The following is a 26,411-nucleotide window of genomic DNA, read 5'->3' on the forward strand; positions in this document are numbered from 1 at the left end:
TAAGGCCCGTTGGTCAAGCGGTTAAGACACCTCCCTTTCACGGAGGTAACAGGGGTTCGATTCCCCTACGGGTCATAGTATGGAGGCTTAGCTCAGCTGGGAGAGCATCTGCCTTACAAGCAGAGGGTCGGGGGTTCGAACCCCTCAGCCTCCACCATTTATGTTATACAAGTATTCCCTTTTAATGTCGCGGGGTGGAGCAGTTCGGTAGCTCGTCGGGCTCATAACCCGAAGGTCACAGGTTCAAATCCTGTCCCCGCAATTGATTTTCCTTAGGATTATCTATGGAACTGTGGTGTAGAGGCCTAACATGCCTGCCTGTCACGCAGGAGATCGCGGGTTCGAATCCCGTCAGTTCCGCCATTTTATAAAATATATAACTGGCATTTTTGTGTATTCTACATATAATGTGGGTTTGTATATTACAGATATAAAACAATATATGGCTCGGTAGCTCAGTCGGTAGAGCAGAGGACTGAAAATCCTCGTGTCGGCGGTTCGATTCCGTCCCGAGCCACCTTTCAAGTGGGAATGAGTAATGTGCCGGTGTAGCTCAACTGGTAGAGCAACTGACTTGTAATCAGTAGGTTGGGGGTTCAAGTCCTCTCGCCGGCACCATTTTTGGAGGATTAGCGAAGTGGCCAAACGCATCAGACTGTAAATCTGCTCCCTTACGGGTTCGGTGGTTCGAATCCATCATCCTCCACCAGTCTTTTCATAATCATTATGGCGGTCGTGGCGAAGTGGTTAACGCACCGGACTGTGACTCCGGCATTCGTGGGTTCAAGCCCCATCGGCCGCCCTTTATTTTCATTTAATGGGGATTAGCCAAGCGGTAAGGCAACGGACTTTGACTCCGTCATGCATAGGTTCAAATCCTATATCCCCAGCCATTAAGAGCCATTAGCTCAGCTGGTAGAGCACCTGACTTTTAATCAGGGTGTCGAAGGTTCGAATCCTTCATGGCTCACCATTTATATTTATTTTGCGGTCGTGGCGGAATTGGCAGACGCGCACGGTTCAGGTCCGTGTGGGCTAACCCCCGTGGAGGTTCGAGTCCTCTCGACCGCACCATATTTTGCGGACGTGGCTCAGCGGTAGAGCATCGCCTTGCCAAGGCGAGGGTCGCGGGTTCGATTCCCGTCGTCCGCTCCATTATCCATTCGGCGCCATAGCCAAGTGGTAAGGTAAAGCTCTGCAAAAGCTTCACTCCCCAGTTCAAATCTGGGTGGCGCCTTTACTGCTTATTATGGATTACATTTTGCGCCCTTAGCTCAGCTGGATAGAGCGTTTGACTACGAATCAAAAGGCCGGGAGTTCGAATCTCTCAGGGCGCGCCATTTTCTTGAAAATGTATAATATCGGGATGTAGCTCAGCTTGGTAGAGCACCTGGTTTGGGACCAGGGGGTCGCATGTTCAAATCGTGTCATCCCGATACTGATTTGCGGGTGTAGTTCAATGGTAGAACTTCAGCCTTCCAAGCTGATAGCGTGGGTTCGATTCCCATCACCCGCTTTTTGCTATAGCGGATTCTTGTTGCCTCAGTGGTGACACCTTATAAATAAAGAGAGCCTGTCTGGGGACAGCGCTCTCTCTTTTTTTTGTTTATTTATGCGGCTATATCTTTACACAGGAAGGGACAGTTGGATGGAGGTCCCATGTTCCGGTGCAGAGGTTACGCTGATCCATCCTCCTACGCCCCTGGCTCGTTCCTCCATGCTGAACAGTCCCACGCCTTTCCCTTGAGATTGCTCAGAGAATCCGATACCCTCATCCCAAATGGTCACTTGTATGACCTCACCCTGATCCTCTACGTCGACATGTGCCTCTGCTACGTCTGCATATTTGGCTACATTCGTTAATGCCTCCTGTACAATCCGATAAATTGCTATTTCCTTGCGAATATCAAGGCGTTTACGTAGAGTGCATTGAAAATGCACCTCAATCCCGTAATGAGAACAGAAGTTTTCAATATAGGTCCGTATGGCTGGTACGATGCCCAAATCATCCAGAACTGAGGGGCGAAGTTCCCATGCCAGTCCGCGGACATCCTTAATAATGTCAGTCACCTGTGAACGCAGCTTTTCCAGAGCAGGGCTAGGCTGTTCGGCAAGCTGACTATCCAGTTGAATAATCAGCGCAAACAAGCTTTGCCCAATTCCATCATGCAGCTCTCTTGAGAAACGCTTGCGCTCTTCCTCCTGTATTTGCATCACTTGCGTCATCATCGTCTGCAGCTCAGCTTCTACTTTTTTAAGTTTGGTTACCTCATTACGGATCGCCAAATACTGATAGGGCTTACCTTCTTCGTCCATGAACGGAACGATGGTGGTATTCACCCAATAGTAGGTGTTGTCTTTGGCTCGATTACGTATTTCTCCCTGCCATACCTCGCCTGAGCGAATTATGGTCCACAGGTTTTTCATAAAGGCAGAAGTATGATAGCCCGAATTAATGAGGCGATGATCCCGACCGATCAGTTCTTCCCGACTGTATTGCGAAATCTCGCAGAACTTGTCGTTAACGTACTGAATAATGCCGCGGTGATCGGTCAAAGCAACGATAGAAGACGTATCCAACGCGAATTTCAGATTGGATAACTGGTGGAGTGAGTTACGCAGTGCATGGAGAAAAGGGGATTCCGGTATATGCGCTTCCAAATCATCCAGCAGCTTATCGGCTGACTCGCCAAAAGCATGCTGGAGCAAAGGATTAGAAGGTTCATTCATAATGCAGCAGCCCCTTTTTTAGTGCAAATTTGACCAGCTCGGGCCGTGTTTTCAGGTTAAGCTTCTCCATCAGATTACTTTTGTGGGACTCCACGGTTTTAACGCTGATCACCAGGCGCTCGGCAATTTCCTTGTTCGCGTATCCCTTGGCTACCCACGAGAGAATTTCCTTTTCCCGTTCAGAAAGGGACTCATACGGGCCGGCTATGCCTTCCTTCTTGATCTTATCCAGATATTCACTCATCAGCCGTTTGGTTGCATTCGGGTACAGATAGGCGCTACCTTCGGCGACAGACTGAATGGCAGCAAGTAATTCCTCGTGAGGTGCGCTTTTTAAAATATATCCGGAGGCTCCGGCCTGAATGGCCCGAAACAGATATTCTTCATCGTCATGCATCGTTAAAATAAGCACTTCTGTATCAGGCAACTGTTTTTTCAATTCAGTGGTTGCCGTAAGACCATCTTTGCCAGGTGGCATACTAAAATCCATGAGTACGACATGGGGCTGTAGCTCGATCGCCTTGCGAATCGCTTCATCCCCATCCGCTGCATCTCCTACCACCTTAATACCGTGTTTGCCGTCCAATAGGGCCATGAGGCCGGAACGTACGACAACATGGTCATCCACTACAAGTATACGAATCAATTTGTCATCCCCTCGAACGGTAGAACCGTACGTTTTGTTATCATCATATCAAATTTAAGGGATTCCAATCAACATAGACAGTTAGGTACAGTTATATGATCTCATAGAATAAGAGTGTGGGCACATAGCTGACCAAGCTGCTCGGCCACTTTTGTGGCCCCTGCGACGTCGGAATCGGTGAACACTTTCACATCACGATTACCGAGAAGCAATACACCGTTCGGCAGATCCCCTGTGCTGGAAAAGGGAATAGCCACAGCAGAGTGAAGCTGTTCCGCCAGCATCAGCGCACATTCCTGACGTAAACGGATGCTGCCGGAGAGCATAGCGCTTACGGTCACGGTACGCCCCAGACGAACAGCCATCCCGGCAATACCATGCCCTACCTTAAAAGAAATACGCCGATAGCGTTCGCTGCGGCTGCCAGAGGCATAATACCATTGCAACACACCGCCCGGCTTGGACATGAGCGCAAGTGCTGTGAGATCACCATAGATACGATCTCTCAACTGATCCAGTGTTTTGCGCATTTCATCCGTTATTTCTAGCATAGAAGACACATCCTTTTTCGTAACAAAACTGTAGCTCTAACTTATTGTAGTTCCAGCAGTTACAAAAGTAAGTCAGGGAACCCCCTGATCTATAGGTACAGGAAACACTGACTTTTGAACAGGCGGGGCAAGGAGTTGGAGGGAAGCCGATAAATTAGGCTCTGCTTGATGGCGGGAGTGATATTTATCACAGCGAATCAGGGAGTAGGGAGGTATAAAATCAGGTGTTCTCCTGATAACAACTGATGCGTCAAAACATTATGATATAGATATCAGGTAAACACGAGGAGGACGCTAACATGCAAGCCACTTGTACGGAACGGTTTGGGGATAAGGTGGAACGCACGGGAATTCAGCTTTTTTTGACGGAGGAACATTTTGGGCTGCTGAAGGATATCATGTCCTGGAAAAAGGTAAAGGCGGGTATTAAGCTTTTTAGAGAGGGAGAAGAATCGGAGCAGCTTTATTATATACATTCGGGCCATGTTAAGCTTCGCAAGTCGACAGAAGACGGAAAAGAATTGATTTTGACCATTCAGCATCAAGGCGACTTAATCGGGGAGTTCAGCGGGATAGATGGAGAAGAGTATAGCTGCACCGCAGAAACAGCCGATGCCTGTGAGCTGGGCGTGGTGCGTGTTCAGGATCTGGAATCGCTTCTGTCCAAAAATGGAGCAATGGGGCTCCAATTCATTCAGTGGATGGCTATGAAGCAACGGATTATGCAATCGCGGTTTCGGGATTTGCTGCTGTATGGTAAAGCAGGAGCATTGGCCTCTACGCTGATCCGGGCGAGCAATACATGCGGTGTAGCGGTGAAGGATGGCATTTTACTGAATATGAAGCTGAGTCACTCCGAGTTGGGTGAAATGATTGGAGCGACACGGGAGAGTGTGAATCGGATGCTAAGCTCGTTGAAGGAGCAGGGGACGCTTGATACGCGGGATGGAAAAATAGTCATTCACGATCTTAAGGTGCTGCGTATGATGTGCTGCTGCCCTTCGTACGGCCAATGTGCGCATGAAATCTGCCGACTCTAAAAAATATGAACATAAATAAGGCGGAGTCCCTGAGGACCCGCCTTGATTTACGTCTTCTGACGCACCTGTACTTATACATCAGCATTTTGCATAATTCGATTCCGAACGCTTAAAAGTACAATATATAGACGAACTAAACCATTTCGATCTTTATATTGCTGATTTGAAGAGACGATTATTGATCTATTTCAACCTGTTCTGTCTGGAGGACACTTAAGGCTTGAAGTTTACGTGTAATTTCCTTTTGCCACTTTATATCTCCGACTTGTACCGCAAGATTGAGAAGATCCAAATAATCATCAATATGCAGGGATGTTCTACTAAAAGCTTCTTTCACTGCGGTTCTGCCTCCTTTGGGGTACATGTATATTTGTTTTTTTAATAATGAGAATCATTATCAAAGAATGAGCTTATTCATATTATGCCTGTGTTCGAGATAAATTGCAAGTTATGATATGAATGAATTTTGAAGTGCACGAATGAGGGCTTGAAAAAGCAAACCCTTCTCCTTAAGTTCACACATTGTTCACTTCTTTTCTATAGAACATAATGAAAAGAACAAGCGGGCATTGAGTGTTCACCGACAGGGACAATTCGCGCAATGCTTCAACAAGAGGAGGAAAAGGATAATGGGCAGAACAAAAATGAAAGCGTTCTCTATTTTGGTGGCGAGCGCCTTGGCATTGACGCTGACAGCTTGTAATAACGGACAGAGCGAAAGTCCGGGAAACTCAGGAAGCAAGGGTGGAGACGCTGCAAGTAAAGAAGTGACGATCACCTTCCAGAACATTAATCCTGATCCTAGCACTCCTTCATACAAAATGATAAAGCAAATTGTAAGTCAATATGAGCAGAATCATCCGAATGTCAAAATTGAGCTGGATTCGCTGAATACAGATCAACAAAAGCTAAAGCTCAAAACACAGGCGGCGGCGAAGGAAGTTCCGGATATTACGATTGTAAACCCGGCCGCACAAATGAAGCCCTTCGTGGATGCCGGGTTACTGGCTCCCCTGAACGATGTGGCAGATAAAGATGGCTTAAAAGATACATTTCAGGATGGACTGCTCGATTATTATAGCTTCGATGATAAGTTGTACGCTTTTCCGGACGGTAACAATATAGAAGTGGTGTTTTACAATAAGGAGCTGTTCGAGCAGGCGGGAATTCAAAAGCTGCCGACCACCTTTGATGAGCTGATTACGGCGGTCAAGGCGCTGAAGGCAAAGGGGATTACCCCGATTGCGATTGGGGAAAAGGATTCGTGGACCGGATCACTCCTTTTCATGAATATTTTGCTGCGTACGAATGAAGGGCCGAATTTCCTCAAAGATGTGCTGGACGGCAAAAAGACGTTTAATGATCCAGCCTTTGTGGAAGCAGTTGATGCATTTCAGGAACTGGTGCAGGCAGGGGCTTTCCCTGATGGAGCTACATCCATTGACTATAATGCGGGCGGTAATATTTTTAAAACAGGAAAAGCTGCGATGTATATCATGGGCACATGGGAAACAGGGTCTATTGATGCTTCTTCGGTAGCAGGCAAGGTGGGTGCGTTCCAATTCCCTACGGTGAATGGCAAGGGAGATGTGAATGAGTATGTGATTGCGCCGGGCAGTGCGTTTGCAGTATCGGCGAACAGTGAGCATTTGCAGGAGACGAAGGATTTTCTGCACTATTTTATTACAGAGATGCCCAAGATCCAGTTTGATCTGAAAAATGCGATTGGCAGCGGTCAGAAAATGAAAGGCGATCTGAAGGAGGCGGGCTACTCCGAGCTGGCCATTAACCTTAATGAGCTATTCAAAAATGTGAAGGGCGGCGACCTCGCTTTTGATAATACGATGAATCCGGCTATTGCGCAGGCGCATCTGAGCAGTATTCAAAATCTATTCGTGCAGAAAGAAGACTCTGCACAAGTTGCCAAGGAGCACCAGAGCGCTTTTGAAGCGAACAAATAGTTGCAGCTCAACAGGAGAGGGGCGCATTAGTTCCTTCCCTGATTTGAGATAAACATGAGCTGCGCATCCTTAGAAGAAGTTCAGAAAAAACACAAAGGAGATTGGAGCATGAATGTACTGAAGGTGCCGGCACGCACCATTGCCGTTTTCGTGCTGCCCTGCCTGCTGCTGTACACCTGTATGGTGTTTGTTCCGATTCTGGTGTCGGTGTACTGTGGACTGCTGGATTGGAACGGGATATCTGAGGCGAAGTTTGTGGGGCTGGCGAATTTCGAGCGAATTTTTACAGCCGATCCGGTGTTCTGGCCGTCTGTGAAGCGGACGATGATGTTCGCTGTGTTTTCCATGCTGGAAATTCCGTTCTGTCTGCTGCTGGCTATTTTGCTCAATCGCTATGTGCGTAAGGCGAATACGCTGGTTACGATGTATTTTCTGCCGGTCATTTTGTCAGTAGTTATTATCGGGCAACTGTGGAAAACGATCTATAATCCGGCCTCAATGGGTGGGATGCTGAACGGTATTTTGATGTCGGTCGGGCTGGAAAGCTGGACACGCTCATGGCTGACAGAACCGCAGATTGCCATGTACGCGCTCTATTTTGTGTCGTTGTGGCAGTATTTTGGCTATCATTTGCTGATTCAGTTTACCGGGGTGCAAAATATTCCGAATGAGTTGTACGAGGCAGCCAAAATGGATGGAGCTGAGGGTTTTAAAGCAGACCGTTATATTACGCTGCCGCTCATTGTGCCTATTTTCAAAATATCAATGGTATTGGCCTTTATTGGTTCTCTGCAATCGTTTGATCTGATCTGGGTGATGACGGGTGGAGGGCCTGCTCATGCAACGGATACGGTATCCACATATATGTACAACATGTCCTTTTTGTCTATGAAATATGGATATGGCAGCGCATTGGCTTCGTTTCTCGTCATTATCTGTTTGTCATTTACAATTGTGATAAATTTTGTTTTCAAACGAATCGAAAATAAGGTAAGCTAAAGGGGATGAAGCTGTGAACACCATGAAGAAAACAATGGTCTTTTCCTTGCTGGCGGTTTTGATCGTCACGCAGCTGTATCCACTCTTCTGGCTGCTGACCTATTCGTTGAAGACGAATGAAGAGATTTTGAGCGCAAGCTTCTTTGCACTCCCTCAAGTGCCCCAGTGGCACAACTATCAGGAAGCTTATGAATCAGGGAGCTACTTGCGTTATTTAGGAAACAGTGTGCTGGTGACCGGGGTTACGATGATTTTCGTCATTTTATTAAGCTCGATGACTGCTTATGCGATTACACGTTTTCGTTGGCGCTTCGGGGCTGTTGTGCTGACCTTGTTTCTGATTGGGATGATGATCCCGATGCAAGCTACACTGTTGCCGCTGATGGTGATGTTCAAAAACATCAACATTCTCAATACGTATTTCTCGCTAATTTTACCCTACATTGCTTTTCAGACACCGATTGCGGTTTTCATCCTGTCCGGCTTTATGCGGTCCATTCCCCACGAGATTGAAGAATCCGCTTACATTGATGGAGCGAGCATTTATCGTATTTTCCGCAGTGTGATCTTACCCATCTCGATTCCGCCGATGATGACGGTGTGTATTTTGACCTTTATTAATATCTGGAATGAATACATTATGGCTGCCACCTTTATCTCGTCAGAGAAGCTCAAAACACTCCCTTTCGGCGTCTATACATTCGTCAGTCAGTATTCTGTGAACTACGGCAATATTGGCGCTTTTCTGGTCATGGGGGCCTTACCGGTCATTATTATTTATTTTGTCCTGTCCGAAAAGATTACCAAGGGCATGGTAGCGGGGGCGGTTAAAGGGTAGGCGAGCGATTCGAAAGGAGCGCACGGAGGTATGATGCGCCGTTTTCAGTCTATTCACCACCGCTTGTTTATTCTATTCCTGTTGAGCATGTCTGGTATTGTGCTGGCGATCAGTTTGTTATTTTATAACCGTACTACAGTGCAGTTCCATGATAAGGTCAGTGAGCTGGCTCGTAAAAATGTTTCCCAAACGGCAGGACTGTTCGAATTGCTGCTCAGCAGCTATAACAGTCTGTCCAAATCGATCAGCAACAATATGGATTTGGTTCGTCTGCTAACGACGGATACCAGTGATTTACCCGCCGTCAATTACATCAATGAACGTACAATTACCAATATTCTGGGAGCTATCTATTATTCGCGGGAGGACCTGATTGGCATTCATGTCATCACAGACACAGGCAAGGTATACAACTACGGTAATTATATGAATGTTATTGATACCGATTACGAACACACTGAATGGTATAAGGAAATTCGAAAGTCAGCGGGCAAAATTGCATGGCTGGGCGTTTATCCTCACTCTGTCATTGACCAGGTGGAAACCAGACCGGTGTTTGCGTTCGGGCGCCAGCTCTATGATCTGGATGAGCATAAGCCGATTGGTATCGTCCTGTTTGAAGCTGAACCGCGCTCGGTTCTGTCCGCCCTCCACAATTTGCGGCTGGGTACCAATAGTCAGGTATATCTGGTAGGCAATGAAAATCGGATTGTGTCGGCTACTTCCTCTGAACCGCCACCAGATCTGCAAAGTCTGGAGCAGCAGGTACCGGAGGATGATGTCATTGTAAATCGGAGTAATGAGAAGGTTGTAATCGCTTCCAAGTTGCCGTTTGCCGATTGGTCGGTCATTAGTGTGACACCCAGCGGGGATTTGAACGTGGAACTGGTGCAAAATCAAAGGTATTTGCTCATCGTGGTGCCTGTGCTCATTATTTTATCCGCGCTGATTGCGTCCATCGTCTCCAGACGTATTTCGCTTCCGCTGAAGCGGGTCATTCGGGAAATGAAACGGGTAGAGACGGGGAATTTCCGCCATACGTTGGAGATTGAATCGTATGAGGAAATCAACCAATTGGCGACATCCTTCAACCATATGGTAAGACGGATTGCCGAACTGATCGAACTGGTTCGCATATCATCGGTCAGTGAAAAAAATGCCGAGCTGCACGCGCTCCAGACGCAGGTCAATCCGCATTTTCTGTATAATACGCTGGATATGATCTATTGGATGCTGGATGAAAAGGGGCAGGATCAGCTCGGGGAAGTGGTGCTTTCCTTATCCCATATGTTCCGCTACAGCAGTCATTGGGAGGAAGGGACCGATGTCAGCCTGCGCGAAGAAGTGGAGCAGATCGGGCATTACCTTACGATTATTCAGGCACGACTGGAAGGCAGGGTATCCGTAGACATCAGTATTGATGAGCGCTGGATGGATATCCGCTTGCCGAAAATGACCTTACAGCCGTTAATTGAAAATGCAGTGAAGCACGGATTGGAGCCTCTTCATGCGGATACAGGTGGCAAGCTGTTCGTCAGAGCGGAGGAATATGAGGGTGTATTGAGCCTGCACATCATCGACAACGGTGCAGGGATGGAGTACGAACGATGGGAGGTGGTTCAGGTTGCTTTGGCAGAACCCGGCAAGCAGGCGGGCAGCGGGCAGGCGGGAGGCATCGGCCTGCAAAACCTAAATTTACGGCTACGGCACATGTTCGGAGAAGAGTACGGCCTACGGATTTCCAGCGCACCTGGGGCCGGAACGACAGCCACTGTAAGTGTGCCTCTGCCACTGAAGGAGGAGAAACATGAATATTCTGATAGCTGACGATGAAAGTATGATTCGGCAGGGGATTCGGCGCACCATTGGCCAGGCACTGCCAACCTGCGGCATTCATCTCGCTGCTTCCACCGAGGAAGCAGCAGGCATTCTGGCGGAGCATCCCGTGGATATTGTATTAACTGATATCCTAATGCCCGGTATGGATGGTCTGGAATTCATGCGCATTTCCAAGCGAAAGCATCCTCATCTACAGTGGGTCGTCATCTCGGCCCATTCCGACTTCCAATACGCGCAAAGAGCAGTGAAGCTGGGTGCCAAAGACTATTTGTTAAAGCCAATCGGCAAAAGAAAGCTGCTGGAATGCATTGAAGTGCTGGCAGCCGAAGCGCTTGTCGCTTCGCAGCAGGCCAACGAGGGCAGGCTTCTCAAATCCAATATGGTCTATTTGCGTGAGGCTGTTTTTCAACGCTATGCACTTGGACTGGACACGGGAAAACTGGATATACAGCCTTTTATCGAAAATTACCCGGAGTTTTACCTCTTCATGGTTCGCATGGAACCTGATCATAAGCAGACGCATCTGGAGCATTTTATGATTGAAAACGTACTGTCCGAGCTTGTTGAGGCGGGGGGCAGCGGTTTTGTCGTCAGTCTCGACCGCCACAGCCTGCTGGGCATTGCACGACTGCGGGATGAAGCAGAGGCCGCACGGCTGGAGACGTTACTCGAATCCCACTTGAAGCGTTATGTGAGGGTACCGTTACAAATTACGCGTTCGGGGGTTCACCACAATTTTGCATCCATTCCCGAAGAAGTGGCACGGCTAAGACGAACGCCCGAGGAGATTGCGGCGGCGGCAGTGGACGCGGGAGAATGTCTGCGAAAAGGCATGCATACGGTGGATGTGGCGCTGCAATATATCCGGGCCCATTTTACCGAGGAATTGTCGCTGGAGAAGGTAGCTTCGGTTGTCTTTTTGAATCCGGTGTATTTCAGCCAGTTGTTCAAGCAAAAAACCGGACAAGGCTATAAGGATTACGTTATTTGCTTACGAATGGAGGAAGCGAAGCGGCTGCTCGGTGATCCTCATCTTCGGCTGGCTGATATATCCGAGCGGATTGGTTATCAGGACATGCGGCATTTTACACAGGTATTCCGGCGCAAATGCGGTATGACTCCAACCGAGTATCGGCATCAGGGAGTCAAATAAGGCGGTATCAACGAAGGAATGATGGAAGTTCCTCCAGCATAAGGCTGCTTCATGAGTAGAGCCGTAGAGCATCTACTCGGGAGCAGTCTTTTTCGTGTCTCCAGCCTGTAGCTGTTCAACCAATTTGCGAGCCGCATTGGATAAATAACGATCCTTGCGCCATACGACGGCAGGCCGGGTAAAGGGAAACGGCTCCTTAATGGAGAGCGTGCGAAATCTGTCCCCATATTCTTGTCCCAAGCCAGCGTCTGGAATGATGGTAATCCCCATGCCTGTGGATACGAGCGAGAGAATAGTCGATATTTCAGGACAGTCCAGTACGACGCGCGGAGTAAGATGGTGCTCCTGAAATTTGCGGATGACGGTTTCGTATAATCCGTGACCTTCTGTTCGACGTGCCAACAGGAGGTCATAGCTGGCTGCTTCCTGTAGCGTAATTTCTCCACTCGAATGACGATCTGCCCATTCACATGGAAGTACCGCAACAAAAGAAACGCCCTCCAGTTCAATCGTATGGTACGAGTTGTCGTCTACCGGAAGCAGCAGCAGAGCCAGATCGACTTTATTTTGATGCAGCAGTTCTTCCAGATGATGTGTGTCCCCGTGTCCTATCTTAACGTATACCTCCGGGTAATCCCGATGAAAGCGGCTGAGTTGTTCGGTAATTAGAGACATGCAGGCGGATGAAGTGCCTATGGACAGGGTGCCGGTTACGTTGTTTTCAAACTCCCCAATTTCTCTACAGGTATCCTCCATTTCAGCCAGTAATCGTTTGGCGCGGGTGTACAGTGCATATCCGGCCTCGGTGACCTCCCACTTCTTTCCTTCCCGGTAAATCAGCTTTACCCCAAGCTCGTCCTCCATATTTTTGAGCTGCTGACTCAGCGGAGGCTGGGCCATGTTGAGCGTGCGTGCGGCTTTGGTGATTTGCCCTTCCTCCACGATGACGCAAAAGTAATGCAGATGCTTCATATCCATTGGGGGTTTCCTCCTCATTTCTGAACAACGCTTCGATTTGAATACTTTTAAAGTATGCATTACATATATTATATATATTTTTCGTGTGCAAGGAACAGGCGTATAATTTTTGACAGTGATGCATTGGTGAACATACAACGATGGGGTGGAAGGAGGGGACATATGAAGAAAATCATTGTAGGAATATCGGGAGCGACAGGGTCGATCTTCGGTATCCGTATATTGCAACAATTACGGGAGGCTGGAGTGGAGAGCCATCTGGTGCTATCCCCGTGGGCTATTGCGAACATTCCCTATGAGACAGGCTACACGGTGAAGGAAGTGGAGGCCATGGCGGATGCAGTTTATTCGTATAAGGATCAGGCTGCGCGTATTTCCAGCGGCTCCTTCCGGGTAGATGGCATGATCGTTGCTCCTTGCAGTATGAAGACGCTCGCCTCTATTCGTATCGGTATGGCGGACAACCTGCTCACCCGATCAGCGGATGTGATGCTGAAGGAGCGAAAGAAGCTGCTGCTCATGACCAGGGAAACACCATTAAGCAGTATTCATCTGGAAAATATGCTGGAGCTGTCACGTATGGGCGTGATGATCCTGCCGCCGATGCCTGCCTTTTATAATCATCCTACAAGTATTGAGGAATTGGTGGACCATATTGTTTTTCGCGCATTGGATCAGTTCGGTATTGTCACAACCGCAGCCAAACGCTGGGATGGAATGAAGCAGACTGACTCCAGACTGCACCAGAATTGAGAAAACGGAAGACAAAGGAGAATGAATGATGGCTTATAAAGACTTTCGCGATTTTCTGCATACTTTGGAGAAGGAGGGGCAATTGCTTACGATCAGCGATGAGGTAAAGCCGGAGCCGGACCTCGCAGCAGCTAACAGAGCATTAAACAATCTTGGAGACAAGACGCCTGCTCTCCTTTTCAACAATATCTATGGATATACGGATGCTCGTATTGCAATGAATGTGATGGGCTCCTGGCCCAATCATGCCCTCATGATGGGAATGCCAAAAAACACGCCGCTCAAGGAGCAGTTTTTTGAATTTGCCAGACGCTATGAACAATTTCCGGTGCCCGTGAAGCGGGAAGAAACCGCTCCTTTTCATGAAGTCGAGATTACAGAGGATATTAATTTGTTTGATATTTTGCCGTTGTTTCGTTTGAACCAGGGAGACGGAGGATTTTATCTGGATAAAGCGATTTTAGTTTCACGCGATCTGGATGACCCGGACACCTATGGCAAGCAAAACGTCGGCTTGTACCGGATGCAGGTCAAGGGCAAAAACCGTTTGGGTATCCAACCTGTACCGCAGCATGATATTGCGATCCATATCCGTCAGGCTGAGGAACGCGGTGAAAATCTGAAGGTCGCTATTGCTCTCGGATGTGAGCCTGTGATTACCACGGCTGCTTCTACGCCGCTGCTGTACGATCAATCGGAATATGAGATGGCGGGCGCCATTCAGGGTGAGCCTTACCGTGTGGTCAAAGCCAAGGATGCGGATCTCGATCTGCCTTGGGGAGCCGAGGTTATTCTGGAAGGTGAAGTGTTAGCGGGTGAGCGTGAGTATGAAGGTCCTTTCGGTGAATTTACAGGTCACTATTCCGGCGGCCGCGCAATGCCAGTCATTCAGATTAATCGTATATATCACCGCAAACAGCCTATCTTTGAGCATTTGTACATCGGGATGCCTTGGACGGAAACGGATTATATGATCGGTGTGAATACAAGTGTACCGTTGTTTCAACAGCTCAAGGATGCATTTCCTAATGAAATTGTAGCCGTTAATGCTATGTATACGCATGGGCTGGTCGCTATTATTTCCACAAAAACCCGTTATGGCGGCTTTGCGAAGGCTGTGGGGATGCGTGCGCTAACGACTCCGCATGGATTGGGGTATTGCAAGCTGGTGATTGTGGTGAATGAGGATGTCGATCCGTTCAATCTGCCGCAGGTCATGTGGGCCTTATCCACCAAGCTGCATCCGAAGCATGATGCTGTCATTGTGCCGGGCCTGTCAATTTTACCGCTTGACCCCGGCTCTGATCCGGCAGGCATGACGCACAAAATGATATTGGATGCGACGACACCCATAGCACCGGATATTAGAGGCCATTATTCGCAGCCGCTCGATTCTCCGCTGGGTGTAGCGGAATGGGAAAAAAAGCTGAGCCAAATGCTTCGTTAAATATTTTTAAAAATAAAGAAAGATTAAAGGAGTGCTGACAGATGCATATTTGTCCCCGTTGTGAATCTAATCGTTCGGAGGTTGTTACCCGTTCGCCAGTGAAAGGCGCCTGGGAGGTCTTGCTGTGTCCTGTATGTATGTTCACATGGCGCACCTCGGAACCGGATAGCATTACTGATCCGGCAAAGTATAAATCGGCGTTCAAGGTGAACCCCCAAGATATTCCGAATGCCGCCCATGTCCCTCCTATTCCGGAGCGGGTACAGGGTCGTTCGTAAGCAGCCGTAAATTATGGTATTTTGAAGATATAGGCCAAATGTAAAGGGGATTATACTTCATGCAGACACCAAGGATTGGTAAGGAGCTGTTCTCGCTGCTGGATGGCAAGGGGCTGGAAAACAAGCAGCATGAAGCAATGATGCTGCTGACGGTCACGGAGGACCAGTGGCCGCATATTGCAATGGTTAGCGTGGGCGAGGTTGTAGCGCTGGACGAGGGAAATTTACGTCTGGCACTATGGCCGGGTACGACCACGACGGGCAACATGATCCGTACTGGGAAGGCGACGCTTGCGGTGTTCACCGGGGGGAAGGCACATTATGTGCGGTTGTCGCTGGAACATCTGCCTGCTTTGCCCGGGGCCAAGCATGTACGCGAGCGTTTTACGGCACGGGTTTTCGCAGCCAGAGAGGATTCTGCTCAATATGCGGATATCTTGACAGGTGTCACGGTTCGCCTCAAGGAGCCGGAATCGGTGATCAAACGCTGGAAAGAAACGGTGGCCGAGCTGTTAATGTAAAATTTAGTAGTTAATAAGGACCAAATTTTCTTTAAAGCCTAAACTATTCTTTTCCACATGTCGACATAAAACGTAGGTATAAGGATTTTGCGAAATCCTTAATTTTAAAGTTTCGAAATGGGAGGGAATTAGATTTTGAAGAATAGATGGTCCGGTTTCTTGGCGTTGGTCATCCTGATCTCAAGTTTTACATCATACGCAGGGTTTGCATCCGCAGCTGATCCGGTGCTTTCCAAGATTGTCCTTTCCTCTAACGAGGTAACTGTGCAGCAGGGAGATACGGCTGCGTTGACGGCTACGGCTATTTATGCCGATGGGACGACTTCAAATGTAACTGTAAGCACGGATTGGAAAAGTGATAATACTGCTATTGCTACGGTATATAACGGTACGGTTTCAGGTAAGGGCGAAGGGGAAGCAACTGTGGTTGCGACCTATAAAGATAAGATACAATCGGTTCAGGTACATGTAACGAAAAAGGTTAAGGCGCTCACATCCAGTGTGCAAAGCCTGAGCTTGCGTTCAAGCGGCACAGGACAGATCAATCTGACAGCGACTTACAGTGATAACACAACAGCTCAGGTATCGGGTGATGCTACCTGGACCTCGGATAACCAGAAGGTAGCAACCGTAGTTAACGGATTGGTGACCGCTCAGGGAGCAGGTACAGCCAACATTAAGGCCGTATACGGTCAACAGACGGTAACGATTGCTGTACAGGTAGAACAGGTTAAACGTCTGGATGTCAGTTCATCAGAAGTTTCCCTTTTGTTGAAGGATACCGAGAAGGTTAAACTGACGGCGACCTTCCCCGATGGAACGGTGCAGGATGTTACAGAGTCCGCCGATTGGAGCTCAAGCAATGCAGCCGTGGCGGATGTACTGAAAGGCACGATTACGGGCTATAGCGCGGGTAAGGCGACGATTACCGGTAAATACGGTACGATGTCTGCTACCATTTCGGTGGATGTGGATCAAACGAATAAGCTGAAAGCCAGCGAATCCAATATTTTTCTCCGTTTGGATGAATCCAAAAAAGTACAGGTTTCTGCGGTGTACCCGGATGGAACGGTAACGGATGTCACGGATAAAGCCACATGGTCCACAAGCGACGAAAAAATTGCGACGGTGACCAAAGGAACGATTATGGCGATTGGAGCGGGTTCGGCTACGGTGACCGCGAAGTATGGCGATAAGACGGTTTCGATTAAGGCAGACGTGGAAACGTCCAGATATCTGAATTTGAGCGAGGACAAGCTGAGCCTGAATGCCAAGGAATCCAAGAAGCTCAAGCTAACCGCGACGTACGTAACAGGTACGGAAGAAGATATCACGGATACGGCAGAATGGAAATCCAGCAATGAAGATATTGCTTTTGTCAGCAAGGGTGAAGTGACGGGCTATAAAACAGGTGAGGCTACGATCACTGCTTCTTATGGCGGCAAAACAGTCACAGCGACGGTATCTGTGAATGTGCCTGGTGATCTGGCATTGTCCTCCAAAACGGCAACGATTGATATTAATGAGGACTATGTTGCGACTCTGACTGCTACCTATGCAGATGGTCGTAAGGAAGATGTTACACAGGATGCAGAATGGACTTCAAGTGCGGAAGATGTTGCTTCGGTATCCAAAGGTACAATTACAGGTAAAGCAGCGGGTAAGGCGGTTGTTACAGCCACTTATAATGGCAAAAAGCTGACCATTAATGTACAAGTCGGTCTCGTAGACCGTTTGGAAACAGACACACGCGTGATTGCGCTTGGTGCCCAGGAAACGAAGCAGTTGAAAGTAACAGGCGTCAAGAGTGGCGGTACAAAAACAGATGTAACCAAGGATGCCACCTGGACTACCAGCAATGTGAAAGTGGTCGAGGTTAGCGAGGGCTTGATCAAAGCGAATGGCAGTGGTAAGGCTACTGTTACAGCTTCTTATGGCAAGCAAAGCATTACATTTACAGTAGAAGTGGATGTGGCGCAACATATTGAGGCGGATGCTATCGCGTTATCGCTTAAATCCGGAGATCAAAAAACCATCGCAATTGTGGTCAAATCCAGTGACGGCAAAGAAAAAGACGTTACGGCCCAAGCCGAATGGAAAACGTTAAATTATAAGGTAGCTACAGTCAAAAAGGGCCAGGTTACCGCAGTAAGCTACGGTAAAACCAATATTCAGGCGAAGTTCGGCGGGAAATATATCACCGTACCGGTGGATGTCGATACGCTTAAATATTTGCAAACTGACGAAGTCTCGCTGAATTTGAAAGTAGGACAGGTAGCTAAAGTTACGGCTACAGCTACGTATAAGGATGAGTCGGAGAAGGATGTATCCAAGCCGGCTGTCTGGTCCTCTTCCCGAATTATTGTTGCCACGGTCAAAGACGGCAGCATTAAGGCACAGGGTAAAGGTAAAGCTGTCATTACGGTGAAATATGCAGGTAAAACGACGAAGGTACAGGTGAACGTTCAGTAAGAAAAAAGGGGTGTCCCAAAAGCCATGGAAATGGCAATGGGGCGCCCCTTTGCTTTAGAGAAGGATATTCGTTGGCACTCAGATGGACGCTTCGCGAACGGACCGTTGTTCCAATCGCTGTTGTGACCAGCGAAAAAAGCTTCTGCAATCCTTCTAAAATCAAAAAAAACCGTTCTTTGATAAAATGGAAGTGTCGAGCAACCTTTTCACCTTTATGTGGCTGGACAGACGGCAGCTTCTCTCCCGATTTACATGCGGGAGGAGGTTTACCGCTTAGAAGCTACGACTTATCCTTCTTGGCTGGTATGTTGCGCGTAAGCGATTCCGTCAGACGCTTGCCGGTCGGCGTTTGGGCCAGGCCGCCTTTGGCGGTCTCGCGGTGCTTGGACGGCATCGCGCTGCCTACTTCGAGCATCACGTCGATGACTTCGTCAGACGGGATGGCGCTGCGCACACCCGCCAGAGCCATATCCGCAGCGGCAAGCGCGGTCACGGCTCCCAGCCCGTTGCGTACGATGCACGGAATCTCCACGAGCCCGGCGACGGGGTCGCAAATCAGGCCGAGCGTGTTCTTGAGCGCGAGGCCCACTGCATGAATGGCCTGTTCTGGCGTACCGCCGCGCAGTTCGACCATAGCGCCTGCGGCCATCCCGATGGCTGAGCCAATCTCGGCCTGACAGCCTCCCTCCGCACCGGAGATAAAGGAATTGTTGGCGATAACGTAGCCAATCGCTCCAGCGGCGAACAGTCCGCGCACCATATGCTCGTCATCCCAGCCAAACCGCTCCTGCGCGCTGATGAACACGCCGGGAATGACCCCGCATGAACCCGCGGTAGGCGTGGCAACAATGCGACCCATGGACGCATTGACCTCCGACACGGAAAGGGCGTACGCCATGGCGAGTGCCGAGGCATCGCCGGAGCAGGTTTCCCCTGCGCGCAAATATTCTGCCAGGCGCTTGCCGTCGCCGCCCGTCAATCCGCTGCGGGATACGGTGTCCTGTGTTTGCCCGCGATGAACGGCTTCCTTCATGACTTCATAATAATCAGCCATTTGTCGGAAGATTTCTTCCTCCGATGTGTTCGTTTCTTGTACCTGTTCCTTGATCATCAGGCGCCCAATCGTAGTGGATTCCTCGGCGCACAAGGCACCTAATTCATGCAGATGGCTAAACCGCATCGGATTCAGCTCCTTTTTTCAAATTAATCATTTTGATTTCATACATATGAGGCAAAGCCCGCAGCTCGGCAATTAATTTAGCCGGAGCGGGGCTATCGGTTTCAATAGCAGTGAGCGCTTCGCCATCCCGGCCTTTGCGATCCACGTGCATGTAGGCAATGTTAATGTCAGCTGCACCCAGCGCCGAAGTCACCGCGCCCAATGTTCCGGGCTTATCCGAGTGAAGAAGCACCAGCGTAGGCAGATCTCCGGTCAGATTGACCCGGAACTCGTTAAGCTGCTGGACATGAATGTTTCCGCCGCCGATGGAGGAGCCTAGCAGCGTGCGCTGGTCTTCACCTTTCCATAGCTCGAAGCGGACTGTGTTCGGATGGGGGGCGGGCAGTCCGCTGACAGCGAACTCTACTTCCATCCCGGCTTGCTCTGCACATTGCTCCGCATCCGGAATCCGGTGGTCGTCTGTATCGTAATTCAGCAATCCGGCGATGAGTGCTAGGTCTGTGCCGTGTCCCTTGTACGTATCGGCAAATGAGCCGTACAGCGTCAGGCGGGCACGGTCAGGTTGCGCACCGAGCCAGTGCCGGGCAACGCGTGCGAGCCGCACTGCGCCTGCGGTATGCGAGCTGGAGGGTCCGGTCATAGCCGGACCAATAATGGAAAATACGTCTTTGAAACGCATGGTGTGGCCCCCTGTATGTTTGAATACCATAGTATATGGTGCTGCCGCGCCTTGCGCGGGTGCGACGGTTTCTAATGCTGACGCAGCATGTAAGCACAAAAAAAGGACAGGATAAGGAAATTTCCCTTATCTCTGTCCTCGTTACCTGAGAGTTTCGTGCGGGTGTATACCGCCTTACCCCTTGGGTGGCTTGCGCTCTCTCCAGAGTTGCGTCAGATGGCGATTCATGGACCTGAGAGATTATCCGCCAGCCGGGTGCTGGCGTCTTGCTCCTTCGGTGCCGCCGGGATGTGCTTCCCGGACAGACTCTCCCGTCATCTTCATTCGCGTATACCGTTCAACATTTCCTCCTAAGCGTAATGTATGCCATGCCCGGTGTCAATCACAGGTTGAGATTTTACAGAATCAGGAATCTTCTCAATAAAAAGATTAAATTTTACATAATTATGGATGAAAACAGGAAGGAATTAGAAGGTTGATAGCTAATCTGATAGAGGACAAGCTAATTTATGGAATATGGGAGGGACATTTACGTATGGTAAAAGGTTTCCGGTTCACAGGTTCACGCTTAAAAAGAATGCTGCATCTGGCGGCAATCGTATCACTGCTGGTAGGACTCTTCGTTCCATTCGGCCAGGTCAAGGCAGAGGGCTCGTTGACGGTAGCGGAAGCGCTTCAGCGTCAAAGCAGCGGAGGTACGGTGACGGTAGAAGGCTACGTCGTCGGACATGCCACCGGATCGAAAACGGCTAATTTCTCTGCCCCGTTTGCAAACGATTTTAACGTACTGATTGCGGATCAGGCGAGTGAACGCAATACGTCTAATCTGTTAAATGTACAACTGACATCCGCGTATAGAGGAGCATTTGGGCTGTCAGGCCATCCTGAGCTGATCGGCAGTAAAATTCGCGTGACGGGTGCGCTCGGTGCCTATAACAATTTTGGTGGAGTGAAAAGCCCAAGCGCTCTGGAACTGGTAAGCGGAAGCGAGCCTGGAAATCCTGGTGATCCGGGCGAACCTGATCCTGGTACACCGGGTCAACCCGGTACGACATTACCGGATGGAAAAGGCAAAAAAGTACTGTTTGATAATACGCACGCACAGACAGCCGGAGCAGCAGATTGGGTTATTGATGGAGCCTTTTCCGATTTTGCGGGCGGACTGCGTAATGCAGGTTTTACCGTGGACCCGTTGAACCGTTCCATTCCTTTTACCTATGGAGAGCAGGCTATAACGTACGACAAGCTGCGTCCATACGATGTGTTCATCATTGGTGAAGCCAATGTTGCCTTTAAGGCATCCGAGCAGGCCGCACTGGTGCAATATGTGAAGAATGGAGGCAGCATTTTCTTCATTTCTGACCACTATAACGCTGACCGGAACAAAAACCGTTGGGATTCCTCCGAGGTTATGAACGGCTACCGCCGTGGAGCCTATTCCAATCCGGCCAAAGGCATGACTACAGAAGAAGCTGCATCACCAGCTATGCAGGGATTAACCAGTTCCGACTGGCTGGCGACGAACTTTGGCGTTCGTTTCCGCTACAATGCACTTGGTGACGTGAACGCTACGGATATCGTAGCGGCAGATCAATCCTTTGGCATTACGAAGGGTGTACGTTCGATAGCAATGCATGCTGGTTCTACACTGGCGATTATTGACCCGACCAAGGCGAAAGGAATCGCTTATATTCCTACAGGCACGAAAAAATGGGGCAATGCCGTGGACCAGGGTGTCTATAACGGCGGGGGTCGTGCTGAAGGACCTTATGCTGCTGTAGCCAAGGTAGGTCAGGGCAAGGCAGCGTTTATCGGTGATTCTTCGCCAGTTGAGGATGCCACGCCGAAATATGTACGTGAGGAAAACGGACAGTCGAAGAAGACGTACGATGGATTCAAGGAAGTGGACGATTCCACCTTCCTGGTACAGATGGTCCAATGGCTCGCATGGAAGCAGGATTATACGAAGCTGTCCGATGTGGCGGGCCTGACGCTGGACCAGCCAACACAGTTGCTACCGTTCGAGGAGCCTGCGGCTTCCACGGAACCGCAGCCTGAGCCTTGGGCTGCTCCGGCAGCGGGCTACAAATGGTACGATCCAAGAACGTTCAAATCCGGCTCCTATGGAGCGGCTTCGTAACTAACGAAGAGAGCACAATTTGAGATGGACCAGCCAGTCGCTTGATCCCTTTAAGGGGGTCAGGCGGCTTTTTTTGCGCTGAAAATTAACCTGTGGTTGGTTATTTCATTACATTTTGTGCCAGAAAGGTCGTGCTGCTGCTGAATCATTGGTTTTATCAATGATGATGATAGTCTAATCTTAATTGATATATCCATATACTGGTGGTAGGATGAATTCAAATTATTCCGACTAAATCGGTATGTAATGTTTATGAGAGGTTTAACATCAAGCGTGGCGTGCATAAGCAGGACAAGGCCATGGAGAACGGAGGAAGCACACACATTGAGTATCGAGCCGGTGTTGGAGATCAAAGGGTTAACGGTATCTTTTCGCATTAAGGATGAATATTACCCCGCAGTCGACCATCTGGATCTGACGGTCAATCCCAATGAAGTGCTGGCTGTGGTCGGGGAATCCGGCTGCGGCAAAAGCGCGCTGGCGCTTTCGATAGCACAGCTGCACGATCTGGAGCGTACCCGCGTGGAGGGACAGATTCTTTTTAAAGGCACGGATCTGAATCGTCTCTCCACAGGGCAAATAAACAAAATCCGTGGAGCAGGCATCGGCATGATTTTTCAGGACCCGCTGACCGCGCTGAATCCGCTAATGAGCATTGGTAAGCAAATTGAGGAAAATCTTGATTATCATACGACCCTCTCTACGAAGCAGAAAAAGGCACGTGTGCTGGAATTGCTGGAGAGTGTGGATATTCCGAATCCCGTACGTGTATACGACCAGTATCCGCATGAGCTGTCAGGGGGGATGCGGCAGCGTGTGATGATCGCGATTGCCATCGCTTGTCGTCCTGCCCTCATTATTGCAGACGAGCCGACTACAGCGCTCGATGTAACCATTCAATCTCAAATTCTCGACTTGCTCAAGCAGCTTCAACAGGAGACTGGAAGCGGCATTATCCTGATTACGCACGATCTTGGCGTTGTGGCAGAGGTGGCGGACCGCGTGGTGGTCATGTATGCCGGAGAAATCGTGGAAAGCGCCAATGTTTTTGAATTATTCCGACATCCGCAGCATCCGTATACGCGCTCTTTGCTTGCATCCATGCCGGGATCGCATACCAAGGGAGAACCGTTGCACGTCATCGGAGGAATCGTCCCTTCCTTGCAGGATATTCCCCGCAATAGCTGCCGCTTTGCTCCACGTATCCCCTGGATTCAGCATGAGGTGCATGAGAATCATCCCCATTTAAGTGAGGTTTCTCCCGGGCATTGGGTCCGCTGTACATGTTATCAGCATTTTCATTTTGAAGACGAGGCAAAGGGGGAAGCTGCTCATGGCACTGCTGGAGCTAAATGATCTGAGAGTCCATTATCCGGTGCGCGGTGGTTTCTTCCAGCGTGTGGTCGATCAGGTAAAAGCGGTGGATGGTGTGTCCATCAGCATTGAGGCGGGTCAGACGTATGGGCTGGTAGGAGAATCCGGCTGTGGCAAAACGACAACGGGCAGAACGATTATCGGGCTGAACAAGCTGACGAGCGGGCAAATTCTTTTTAACGGAAATGACCTAACGGCCTTGAGCCGTAACAACCGCCATCCGCTGCGGAGAGACATTCAGATGATCTTTCAGGACCCGTATTCCTCGCTTAATCCGCGTAAGCGTGTGCTGGATGTCATCGCTGAGCCGTTGCGGAATTTTGAAAGGCTGAGTAGTGAGGAAGAACGACGAAAAGTTCAGACGCTGCTGGAAAAGGTCGGCTTGAACGCTGATGCGGCCTACAAATATCCGCATGAATTTTCCGGGGGACAGCGACAGCGGATCGGCATTGCGCGTGCGCTCACATTGAATCCAAAGCTGATCATTGCCGATGAGCCGGTATCAGCGCTGGATGTGTCCGTTCAGGCACAGGTGCTTAATTTTATGAAGGATGTGCAGCGGGAATTTAATTTGACGTATTTGTTCATCAGCCACGATCTCGGTATCATCCGCCATATGTGCGACCAAATCGGGATTATGTACCGGGGGCGTCTGGTGGAGCAGGGAAGCGAGCAGGATATTTATGAGCATCCACAGCACTTGTATACCCAAAGGCTCATTGCGACCATTCCGAATATAGATCCTGCCAAACGACTGGAAAATGCTCAAAAAAGGCGAACGCTGTTGTCCTCCTACAAAACAGAGCTGCCCAAACATCTGGACGAGAACGGCAAGCCGTTTGTGCTAAAAGCGGTAAGCCCGTCCCATCAAGTCGCTTTACCATAAAGGGGGGACAAAATATGTGGAAATTTACACTGCGTCGGCTGCTGATTATGATCCCTCAGCTGTTTGCTTTGAGCATACTTATCTTTTTTCTGGCGAAGGCCATGCCGGGGGATGCCCTGACAGGACTCATAACCTCGACACCCAATTTGAATCCGGCGGCGTTGGAGGAGCAACGGCAAAAATTAGGGCTGAATGATCCGGTGTGGATACAATATGGCAACTGGCTTGCCCGATTGGTTCACGGGGATTTGGGAAAATCTTATGTACATAAAATCGGCGTCACCGATCTGATCGGTAGCCGTCTGGGGAACACGTTCTTTTTGGGCGTAGTGATCCTGATCTTGACGTATCTAATCGCGATTCCGCTCGGTGTACTTAGCGGTCGTTATCAGCATAGCCCGCTGGACAAAACCGTGGTGGGTTATACCTATCTCAGCTTTGCGACCCCCTTATTCATACTCGCGTTGCTGCTGCTGTACGTGTTCGGATTCAGGCTTGGCTGGTTTCCGACCAGCGGCAGTGTGGATGTGGGCGTGGAGCCGGGAACCTCGGCATATTACATCAACAAGGCTTACCATCTCATATTGCCAGCGGCTACAGGAGCATTGCTCAGTACGACAGCCACGATTCAGTATTTGCGCAATGAGGTCATTGACACACGGTTAAAGGATTTTGTGAAAACGGCGCGTTCCAAAGGGGTACCCGAGGGGAAAATCTATTCCCGCCATATTTTCAAAAATTCGCTGCTACCGATTGCCGCCTTTTTGGGCTATGACCTGACGGGAGTGATTGCGGGCAACATTTTCCTTGAATCCATCTTTGGGTATCCGGGGCTGGGTCAGCTATTTCTCCAGTCCATCACCCAACGTGATTTTTCAGTCGTGACCGCGCTGGTGATGATTTCCGGTTTTCTGGCATTATTGGGAACCCTTTTGTCTGATGTCATCCTGAGCAAGGTCGATCCCCGCATTCGGATCGAATAACGAACAACTTCAGAGGAAGGGGAGGGGTGTAAGGTGTCCATACAGGTGGAGGAGGTTTTCACGCCGGAGATCATTCGTAAATCACCATCGAGCTGGTCTGTACTGCGCCGCGAGTTGGTGCGTGACAAAACGGCGCTGGTGTCCATCGCGTTTGTGGTCTTGTTTTTGATCTTTATTTATTCATCTGTTCTGTTTGTGAATCAGGATGTTGTCACGACGGTGGATTTGGGCGCGATCCGTGAGGCTCCAAGCTCGGCGCATTGGCTGGGCACGGACCGGGCGGGCAGAGATATTTTCGGTCAGCTGGTCATTGGAGCCCGCAATTCCTTCACCATCGGCTTTACGATTACATTGCTATCCGCCGCTATCGGCTTAACGTTAGGTTTGCTGGCTGGTTTTTATGGGGGACTGGTCGATAACATCATCATGCGGATCATTGATTTTATTCTGGTACTTCCGTTTTTGATGCTGGTCATCGTATTCGTCAGTATTGTGCCCAAGAGCGGCATAGGGTCTTTTATTTTCATCATGACCGCTTTTTTGTGGATTGGAAAAGCACGCCTGATTCGAGCCAAGGTACTGTCGGAGCGGGAGCTGGACTATGTGCAGGCCTCCAAAACGCTCGGCACACCCAATTGGAAAATCATCTGGTTTGGCGTGCTGCCCAATCTCAGCTCGGTCGTGATCGTCAATCTGACGCTCAGCCTCGCGGGAAATATCGGGATTGAAACCGGACTTTCCTATCTCGGCTTTGGGTTGCCAGAATCCACGCCAAGCTTGGGTACACTGGTGAGTTATGCGAATGATCCCGATGTATTGCAGAACAGCTGGTGGATGTGGTTGCCTGCATCTTTACTTATTTTGGTGCTAATGCTGGCGATCAACTTTATCGGCCAGGCGCTCAAACGCGCCACGGATGCCAGACAACGATTGGGTTAACCGAAGTTCCATAATAAGGACAAT

23 protein-coding genes, 16 tRNA genes and 1 riboswitch are annotated in these 26,411 nt (G+C 49.4%); of the genes, 32 read left to right on the top strand and 7 right to left on the bottom strand.

Annotated features, from left to right (window positions below; all coding sequences use genetic code 11):
- The first annotated feature begins 3 nt into the window (after positions 1–3).
- The 16 genes from E0698_RS16095 to E0698_RS16170 all read left to right on the top strand — a co-directional run bounded on the left by E0698_RS16095 (position 4) and on the right by E0698_RS16170 (position 1,516).
- Positions 4–75 (top strand) — tRNA-Glu (locus tag E0698_RS16095).
- Positions 76–81: 6 nt separating this feature from the next.
- Positions 82–157: transfer RNA gene (locus E0698_RS16100), tRNA-Val, on the top strand.
- A gap of 31 nt (positions 158–188) precedes the next feature.
- Positions 189–262, top strand: a tRNA-Met gene (locus E0698_RS16105).
- 24 nt (positions 263–286) lie between these two features.
- Positions 287–363, top strand: a tRNA-Asp gene (locus E0698_RS16110).
- A gap of 81 nt (positions 364–444) precedes the next feature.
- Positions 445–517, top strand: a tRNA-Phe gene (locus E0698_RS16115).
- A 25-nt stretch (positions 518–542) separates the two neighbouring features.
- Positions 543–618 (top strand) — tRNA-Thr (locus E0698_RS16120).
- 5 nt (positions 619–623) lie between these two features.
- Positions 624–709: transfer RNA gene (locus tag E0698_RS16125), tRNA-Tyr, on the top strand.
- A 20-nt stretch (positions 710–729) separates the two neighbouring features.
- Positions 730–802 (top strand) — tRNA-His (locus tag E0698_RS16130).
- 16 nt (positions 803–818) lie between these two features.
- Positions 819–893 (top strand) — tRNA-Gln (locus E0698_RS16135).
- Positions 894–897: 4 nt separating this feature from the next.
- Positions 898–973, top strand: a tRNA-Lys gene (locus E0698_RS16140).
- A gap of 14 nt (positions 974–987) precedes the next feature.
- Positions 988–1,074: transfer RNA gene (locus tag E0698_RS16145), tRNA-Leu, on the top strand.
- Between the two features lie 6 nt (positions 1,075–1,080).
- Positions 1,081–1,155 (top strand) — tRNA-Gly (locus tag E0698_RS16150).
- A 10-nt stretch (positions 1,156–1,165) separates the two neighbouring features.
- Positions 1,166–1,237 (top strand) — tRNA-Cys (locus tag E0698_RS16155).
- 26 nt (positions 1,238–1,263) lie between these two features.
- Positions 1,264–1,340: transfer RNA gene (locus E0698_RS16160), tRNA-Arg, on the top strand.
- A gap of 22 nt (positions 1,341–1,362) precedes the next feature.
- Positions 1,363–1,436 (top strand) — tRNA-Pro (locus tag E0698_RS16165).
- A gap of 9 nt (positions 1,437–1,445) precedes the next feature.
- Positions 1,446–1,516 (top strand) — tRNA-Gly (locus E0698_RS16170).
- 110 nt (positions 1,517–1,626) lie between these two features.
- Here the strand turns inward: E0698_RS16170 and E0698_RS16175 are convergent.
- From E0698_RS16175 to E0698_RS16185, 3 genes are all read right to left on the bottom strand, one after another.
- Entirely contained in the window at positions 1,627–2,730 is a 1,104-nt protein-coding gene (locus E0698_RS16175; RefSeq protein ID WP_192512207.1) for a PAS domain-containing sensor histidine kinase, read from the bottom strand.
- The gene (locus E0698_RS16180) at positions 2,723–3,376 is read right to left on the bottom strand and encodes a response regulator (protein WP_044647721.1); all 654 of its coding nucleotides are present in this window, start codon (positions 3,374–3,376) and stop codon (positions 2,723–2,725) included. The genes E0698_RS16175 and E0698_RS16180 overlap by 8 nt, the downstream gene beginning before the upstream one ends.
- A gap of 101 nt (positions 3,377–3,477) precedes the next feature.
- Positions 3,478–3,927 carry a GAF domain-containing protein gene (locus E0698_RS16185; protein ID WP_134911498.1) on the bottom strand — a complete coding sequence of 150 codons (450 nt, stop codon included), beginning with the start codon at positions 3,925–3,927 and terminating at the stop codon, positions 3,478–3,480.
- A gap of 299 nt (positions 3,928–4,226) precedes the next feature.
- On the opposite strand from E0698_RS16185, the gene E0698_RS16190 reads away from it, so the two are divergent.
- Entirely contained in the window at positions 4,227–4,967 is a 741-nt protein-coding gene (locus E0698_RS16190; protein ID WP_134911497.1) for a Crp/Fnr family transcriptional regulator, read from the top strand.
- 175 nt (positions 4,968–5,142) lie between these two features.
- Here the strand turns inward: E0698_RS16190 and E0698_RS16195 are convergent, their stop codons facing one another.
- Complete coding sequence (locus tag E0698_RS16195; protein ID WP_014279404.1) at positions 5,143–5,304, bottom strand: lysine-specific demethylase; 162 nt, start codon at positions 5,302–5,304, stop codon at positions 5,143–5,145.
- A 292-nt stretch (positions 5,305–5,596) separates the two neighbouring features.
- Here E0698_RS16195 and E0698_RS16200 point away from each other — a divergent pair, with 292 nt between their 5' ends.
- The 5 genes from E0698_RS16200 (at position 5,597) to E0698_RS16220 (ending at position 11,757) form a co-directional block, all read left to right on the top strand.
- Positions 5,597–6,928 (top strand): extracellular solute-binding protein, encoded by a 1,332-nt coding sequence (locus E0698_RS16200; protein WP_025685911.1) that lies wholly within the window; start codon positions 5,597–5,599, stop codon positions 6,926–6,928.
- 108 nt (positions 6,929–7,036) lie between these two features.
- Complete coding sequence (locus E0698_RS16205) at positions 7,037–7,927, top strand: carbohydrate ABC transporter permease (RefSeq protein ID WP_149096396.1); 891 nt, start codon at positions 7,037–7,039, stop codon at positions 7,925–7,927.
- Between the two features lie 13 nt (positions 7,928–7,940).
- Positions 7,941–8,765, top strand: a complete 825-nt coding sequence (locus E0698_RS16210; protein ID WP_149096397.1) for a carbohydrate ABC transporter permease — start codon at positions 7,941–7,943, stop codon at positions 8,763–8,765.
- A 30-nt stretch (positions 8,766–8,795) separates the two neighbouring features.
- A complete protein-coding gene (locus E0698_RS16215; RefSeq protein WP_192512208.1) occupies positions 8,796–10,592 on the top strand; it encodes a sensor histidine kinase in 1,797 nt (598 codons plus the stop codon).
- Complete coding sequence (locus E0698_RS16220; RefSeq protein ID WP_134911493.1) at positions 10,573–11,757, top strand: response regulator; 1,185 nt, start codon at positions 10,573–10,575, stop codon at positions 11,755–11,757. The genes E0698_RS16215 and E0698_RS16220 overlap by 20 nt, the downstream gene beginning before the upstream one ends.
- A gap of 72 nt (positions 11,758–11,829) precedes the next feature.
- Here E0698_RS16220 and E0698_RS16225 read toward each other — a convergent pair whose 3' ends face one another.
- Positions 11,830–12,735 (bottom strand): LysR family transcriptional regulator, encoded by a 906-nt coding sequence (locus E0698_RS16225; protein ID WP_192512209.1) that lies wholly within the window; start codon positions 12,733–12,735, stop codon positions 11,830–11,832.
- Between the two features lie 162 nt (positions 12,736–12,897).
- Between E0698_RS16225 and E0698_RS16230 the strand changes: the two genes are divergently transcribed.
- From E0698_RS16230 to E0698_RS16250, 5 genes are all read left to right on the top strand, one after another.
- Positions 12,898–13,488 carry a UbiX family flavin prenyltransferase gene (locus tag E0698_RS16230; RefSeq protein ID WP_134911491.1) on the top strand — a complete coding sequence of 197 codons (591 nt, stop codon included), beginning with the start codon at positions 12,898–12,900 and terminating at the stop codon, positions 13,486–13,488.
- A gap of 28 nt (positions 13,489–13,516) precedes the next feature.
- Positions 13,517–14,935, top strand: a complete 1,419-nt coding sequence (locus E0698_RS16235; protein ID WP_192512210.1) for a non-oxidative hydroxyarylic acid decarboxylases subunit C — start codon at positions 13,517–13,519, stop codon at positions 14,933–14,935.
- Between the two features lie 41 nt (positions 14,936–14,976).
- Positions 14,977–15,213 carry a non-oxidative hydroxyarylic acid decarboxylases subunit D gene (locus tag E0698_RS16240; protein WP_025685903.1) on the top strand — a complete coding sequence of 79 codons (237 nt, stop codon included), beginning with the start codon at positions 14,977–14,979 and terminating at the stop codon, positions 15,211–15,213.
- 59 nt (positions 15,214–15,272) lie between these two features.
- A complete protein-coding gene (locus tag E0698_RS16245) occupies positions 15,273–15,734 on the top strand; it encodes a pyridoxamine 5'-phosphate oxidase family protein (RefSeq protein ID WP_192512211.1) in 462 nt (153 codons plus the stop codon).
- A 135-nt stretch (positions 15,735–15,869) separates the two neighbouring features.
- Entirely contained in the window at positions 15,870–18,206 is a 2,337-nt protein-coding gene (locus E0698_RS16250) for an Ig-like domain-containing protein (protein ID WP_192512212.1), read from the top strand.
- A 280-nt stretch (positions 18,207–18,486) separates the two neighbouring features.
- On the opposite strand, the gene sdaAA is transcribed toward E0698_RS16250, so the two are convergent.
- Positions 18,487–19,386 (bottom strand): L-serine ammonia-lyase, iron-sulfur-dependent, subunit alpha, encoded by a 900-nt coding sequence (sdaAA, locus tag E0698_RS16255; RefSeq protein ID WP_192512213.1) that lies wholly within the window; start codon positions 19,384–19,386, stop codon positions 18,487–18,489.
- The gene (gene sdaAB, locus E0698_RS16260; RefSeq protein ID WP_192512214.1) at positions 19,376–20,065 is read right to left on the bottom strand and encodes an L-serine ammonia-lyase, iron-sulfur-dependent subunit beta; all 690 of its coding nucleotides are present in this window, start codon (positions 20,063–20,065) and stop codon (positions 19,376–19,378) included. The genes sdaAA and sdaAB overlap by 11 nt, the downstream gene beginning before the upstream one ends.
- 210 nt (positions 20,066–20,275) lie before the next feature.
- Positions 20,276–20,389: riboswitch (glycine riboswitch) on the bottom strand.
- Between the two features lie 211 nt (positions 20,390–20,600).
- Here sdaAB and E0698_RS16265 point away from each other — a divergent pair.
- From E0698_RS16265 to E0698_RS16285, 5 genes are all read left to right on the top strand, one after another.
- Positions 20,601–22,205: a DUF6359 domain-containing protein gene (locus E0698_RS16265; protein WP_192512215.1), complete on the top strand. Its 1,605-nt coding sequence runs from the start codon at positions 20,601–20,603 to the stop codon at positions 22,203–22,205.
- A gap of 324 nt (positions 22,206–22,529) precedes the next feature.
- Positions 22,530–23,561 carry an ABC transporter ATP-binding protein gene (locus E0698_RS16270; protein WP_192512216.1) on the top strand — a complete coding sequence of 344 codons (1,032 nt, stop codon included), beginning with the start codon at positions 22,530–22,532 and terminating at the stop codon, positions 23,559–23,561.
- Positions 23,539–24,465 (top strand): ABC transporter ATP-binding protein, encoded by a 927-nt coding sequence (locus E0698_RS16275; RefSeq protein WP_192512217.1) that lies wholly within the window; start codon positions 23,539–23,541, stop codon positions 24,463–24,465. The genes E0698_RS16270 and E0698_RS16275 overlap by 23 nt, the downstream gene beginning before the upstream one ends.
- A 14-nt stretch (positions 24,466–24,479) precedes the next feature.
- On the top strand, positions 24,480–25,448 hold the full coding sequence (opp4B, locus tag E0698_RS16280; protein WP_134911482.1) for an oligopeptide ABC transporter permease: 969 nt from the start codon (positions 24,480–24,482) through the stop codon (positions 25,446–25,448).
- Between the two features lie 39 nt (positions 25,449–25,487).
- Positions 25,488–26,387 carry an ABC transporter permease gene (locus tag E0698_RS16285; RefSeq protein ID WP_192512264.1) on the top strand — a complete coding sequence of 300 codons (900 nt, stop codon included), beginning with the start codon at positions 25,488–25,490 and terminating at the stop codon, positions 26,385–26,387.
- Positions 26,388–26,411: the final 24 nt, after the last annotated feature.

Source organism: Paenibacillus sp. 23TSA30-6, assembly GCF_014858585.1.
Classification (GTDB): Bacteria; Bacillota; Bacilli; order Paenibacillales; family Paenibacillaceae; genus Paenibacillus.

What these genes read in the sequence shown, in the direction of transcription:
- E0698_RS16215 (WP_192512208.1), top strand. Translation starts at nt 8,796, where the DNA reads ATGATGCGCCGTTTTCAGTCTATTCACCACCGCTTGTTTATTCTATTC.
- E0698_RS16275 (WP_192512217.1), top strand. Translation starts at nt 23,539, where the DNA reads ATGGCACTGCTGGAGCTAAATGATCTGAGAGTCCATTATCCGGTGCGC.
- E0698_RS16175 (WP_192512207.1), bottom strand. Translation starts at nt 2,730, where the DNA reads ATGAATGAACCTTCTAATCCTTTGCTCCAGCATGCTTTTGGCGAGTCA.
- E0698_RS16220 (WP_134911493.1), top strand. Translation starts at nt 10,573, where the DNA reads ATGAATATTCTGATAGCTGACGATGAAAGTATGATTCGGCAGGGGATT.
- E0698_RS16240 (WP_025685903.1), top strand. Translation starts at nt 14,977, where the DNA reads ATGCATATTTGTCCCCGTTGTGAATCTAATCGTTCGGAGGTTGTTACC.
- E0698_RS16225 (WP_192512209.1), bottom strand. Translation starts at nt 12,735, where the DNA reads ATGGATATGAAGCATCTGCATTACTTTTGCGTCATCGTGGAGGAAGGG.
- E0698_RS16265 (WP_192512215.1), top strand. Translation starts at nt 20,601, where the DNA reads ATGGTAAAAGGTTTCCGGTTCACAGGTTCACGCTTAAAAAGAATGCTG.
- E0698_RS16205 (WP_149096396.1), top strand. Translation starts at nt 7,037, where the DNA reads ATGAATGTACTGAAGGTGCCGGCACGCACCATTGCCGTTTTCGTGCTG.
- opp4B (WP_134911482.1), top strand. Translation starts at nt 24,480, where the DNA reads ATGTGGAAATTTACACTGCGTCGGCTGCTGATTATGATCCCTCAGCTG.
- E0698_RS16230 (WP_134911491.1), top strand. Translation starts at nt 12,898, where the DNA reads ATGAAGAAAATCATTGTAGGAATATCGGGAGCGACAGGGTCGATCTTC.
- E0698_RS16190 (WP_134911497.1), top strand. Translation starts at nt 4,227, where the DNA reads ATGCAAGCCACTTGTACGGAACGGTTTGGGGATAAGGTGGAACGCACG.
- E0698_RS16185 (WP_134911498.1), bottom strand. Translation starts at nt 3,927, where the DNA reads ATGCTAGAAATAACGGATGAAATGCGCAAAACACTGGATCAGTTGAGA.
- E0698_RS16235 (WP_192512210.1), top strand. Translation starts at nt 13,517, where the DNA reads ATGGCTTATAAAGACTTTCGCGATTTTCTGCATACTTTGGAGAAGGAG.
- sdaAA (WP_192512213.1), bottom strand. Translation starts at nt 19,386, where the DNA reads ATGCGGTTTAGCCATCTGCATGAATTAGGTGCCTTGTGCGCCGAGGAA.
- E0698_RS16245 (WP_192512211.1), top strand. Translation starts at nt 15,273, where the DNA reads ATGCAGACACCAAGGATTGGTAAGGAGCTGTTCTCGCTGCTGGATGGC.
- E0698_RS16200 (WP_025685911.1), top strand. Translation starts at nt 5,597, where the DNA reads ATGGGCAGAACAAAAATGAAAGCGTTCTCTATTTTGGTGGCGAGCGCC.
- sdaAB (WP_192512214.1), bottom strand. Translation starts at nt 20,065, where the DNA reads ATGCGTTTCAAAGACGTATTTTCCATTATTGGTCCGGCTATGACCGGA.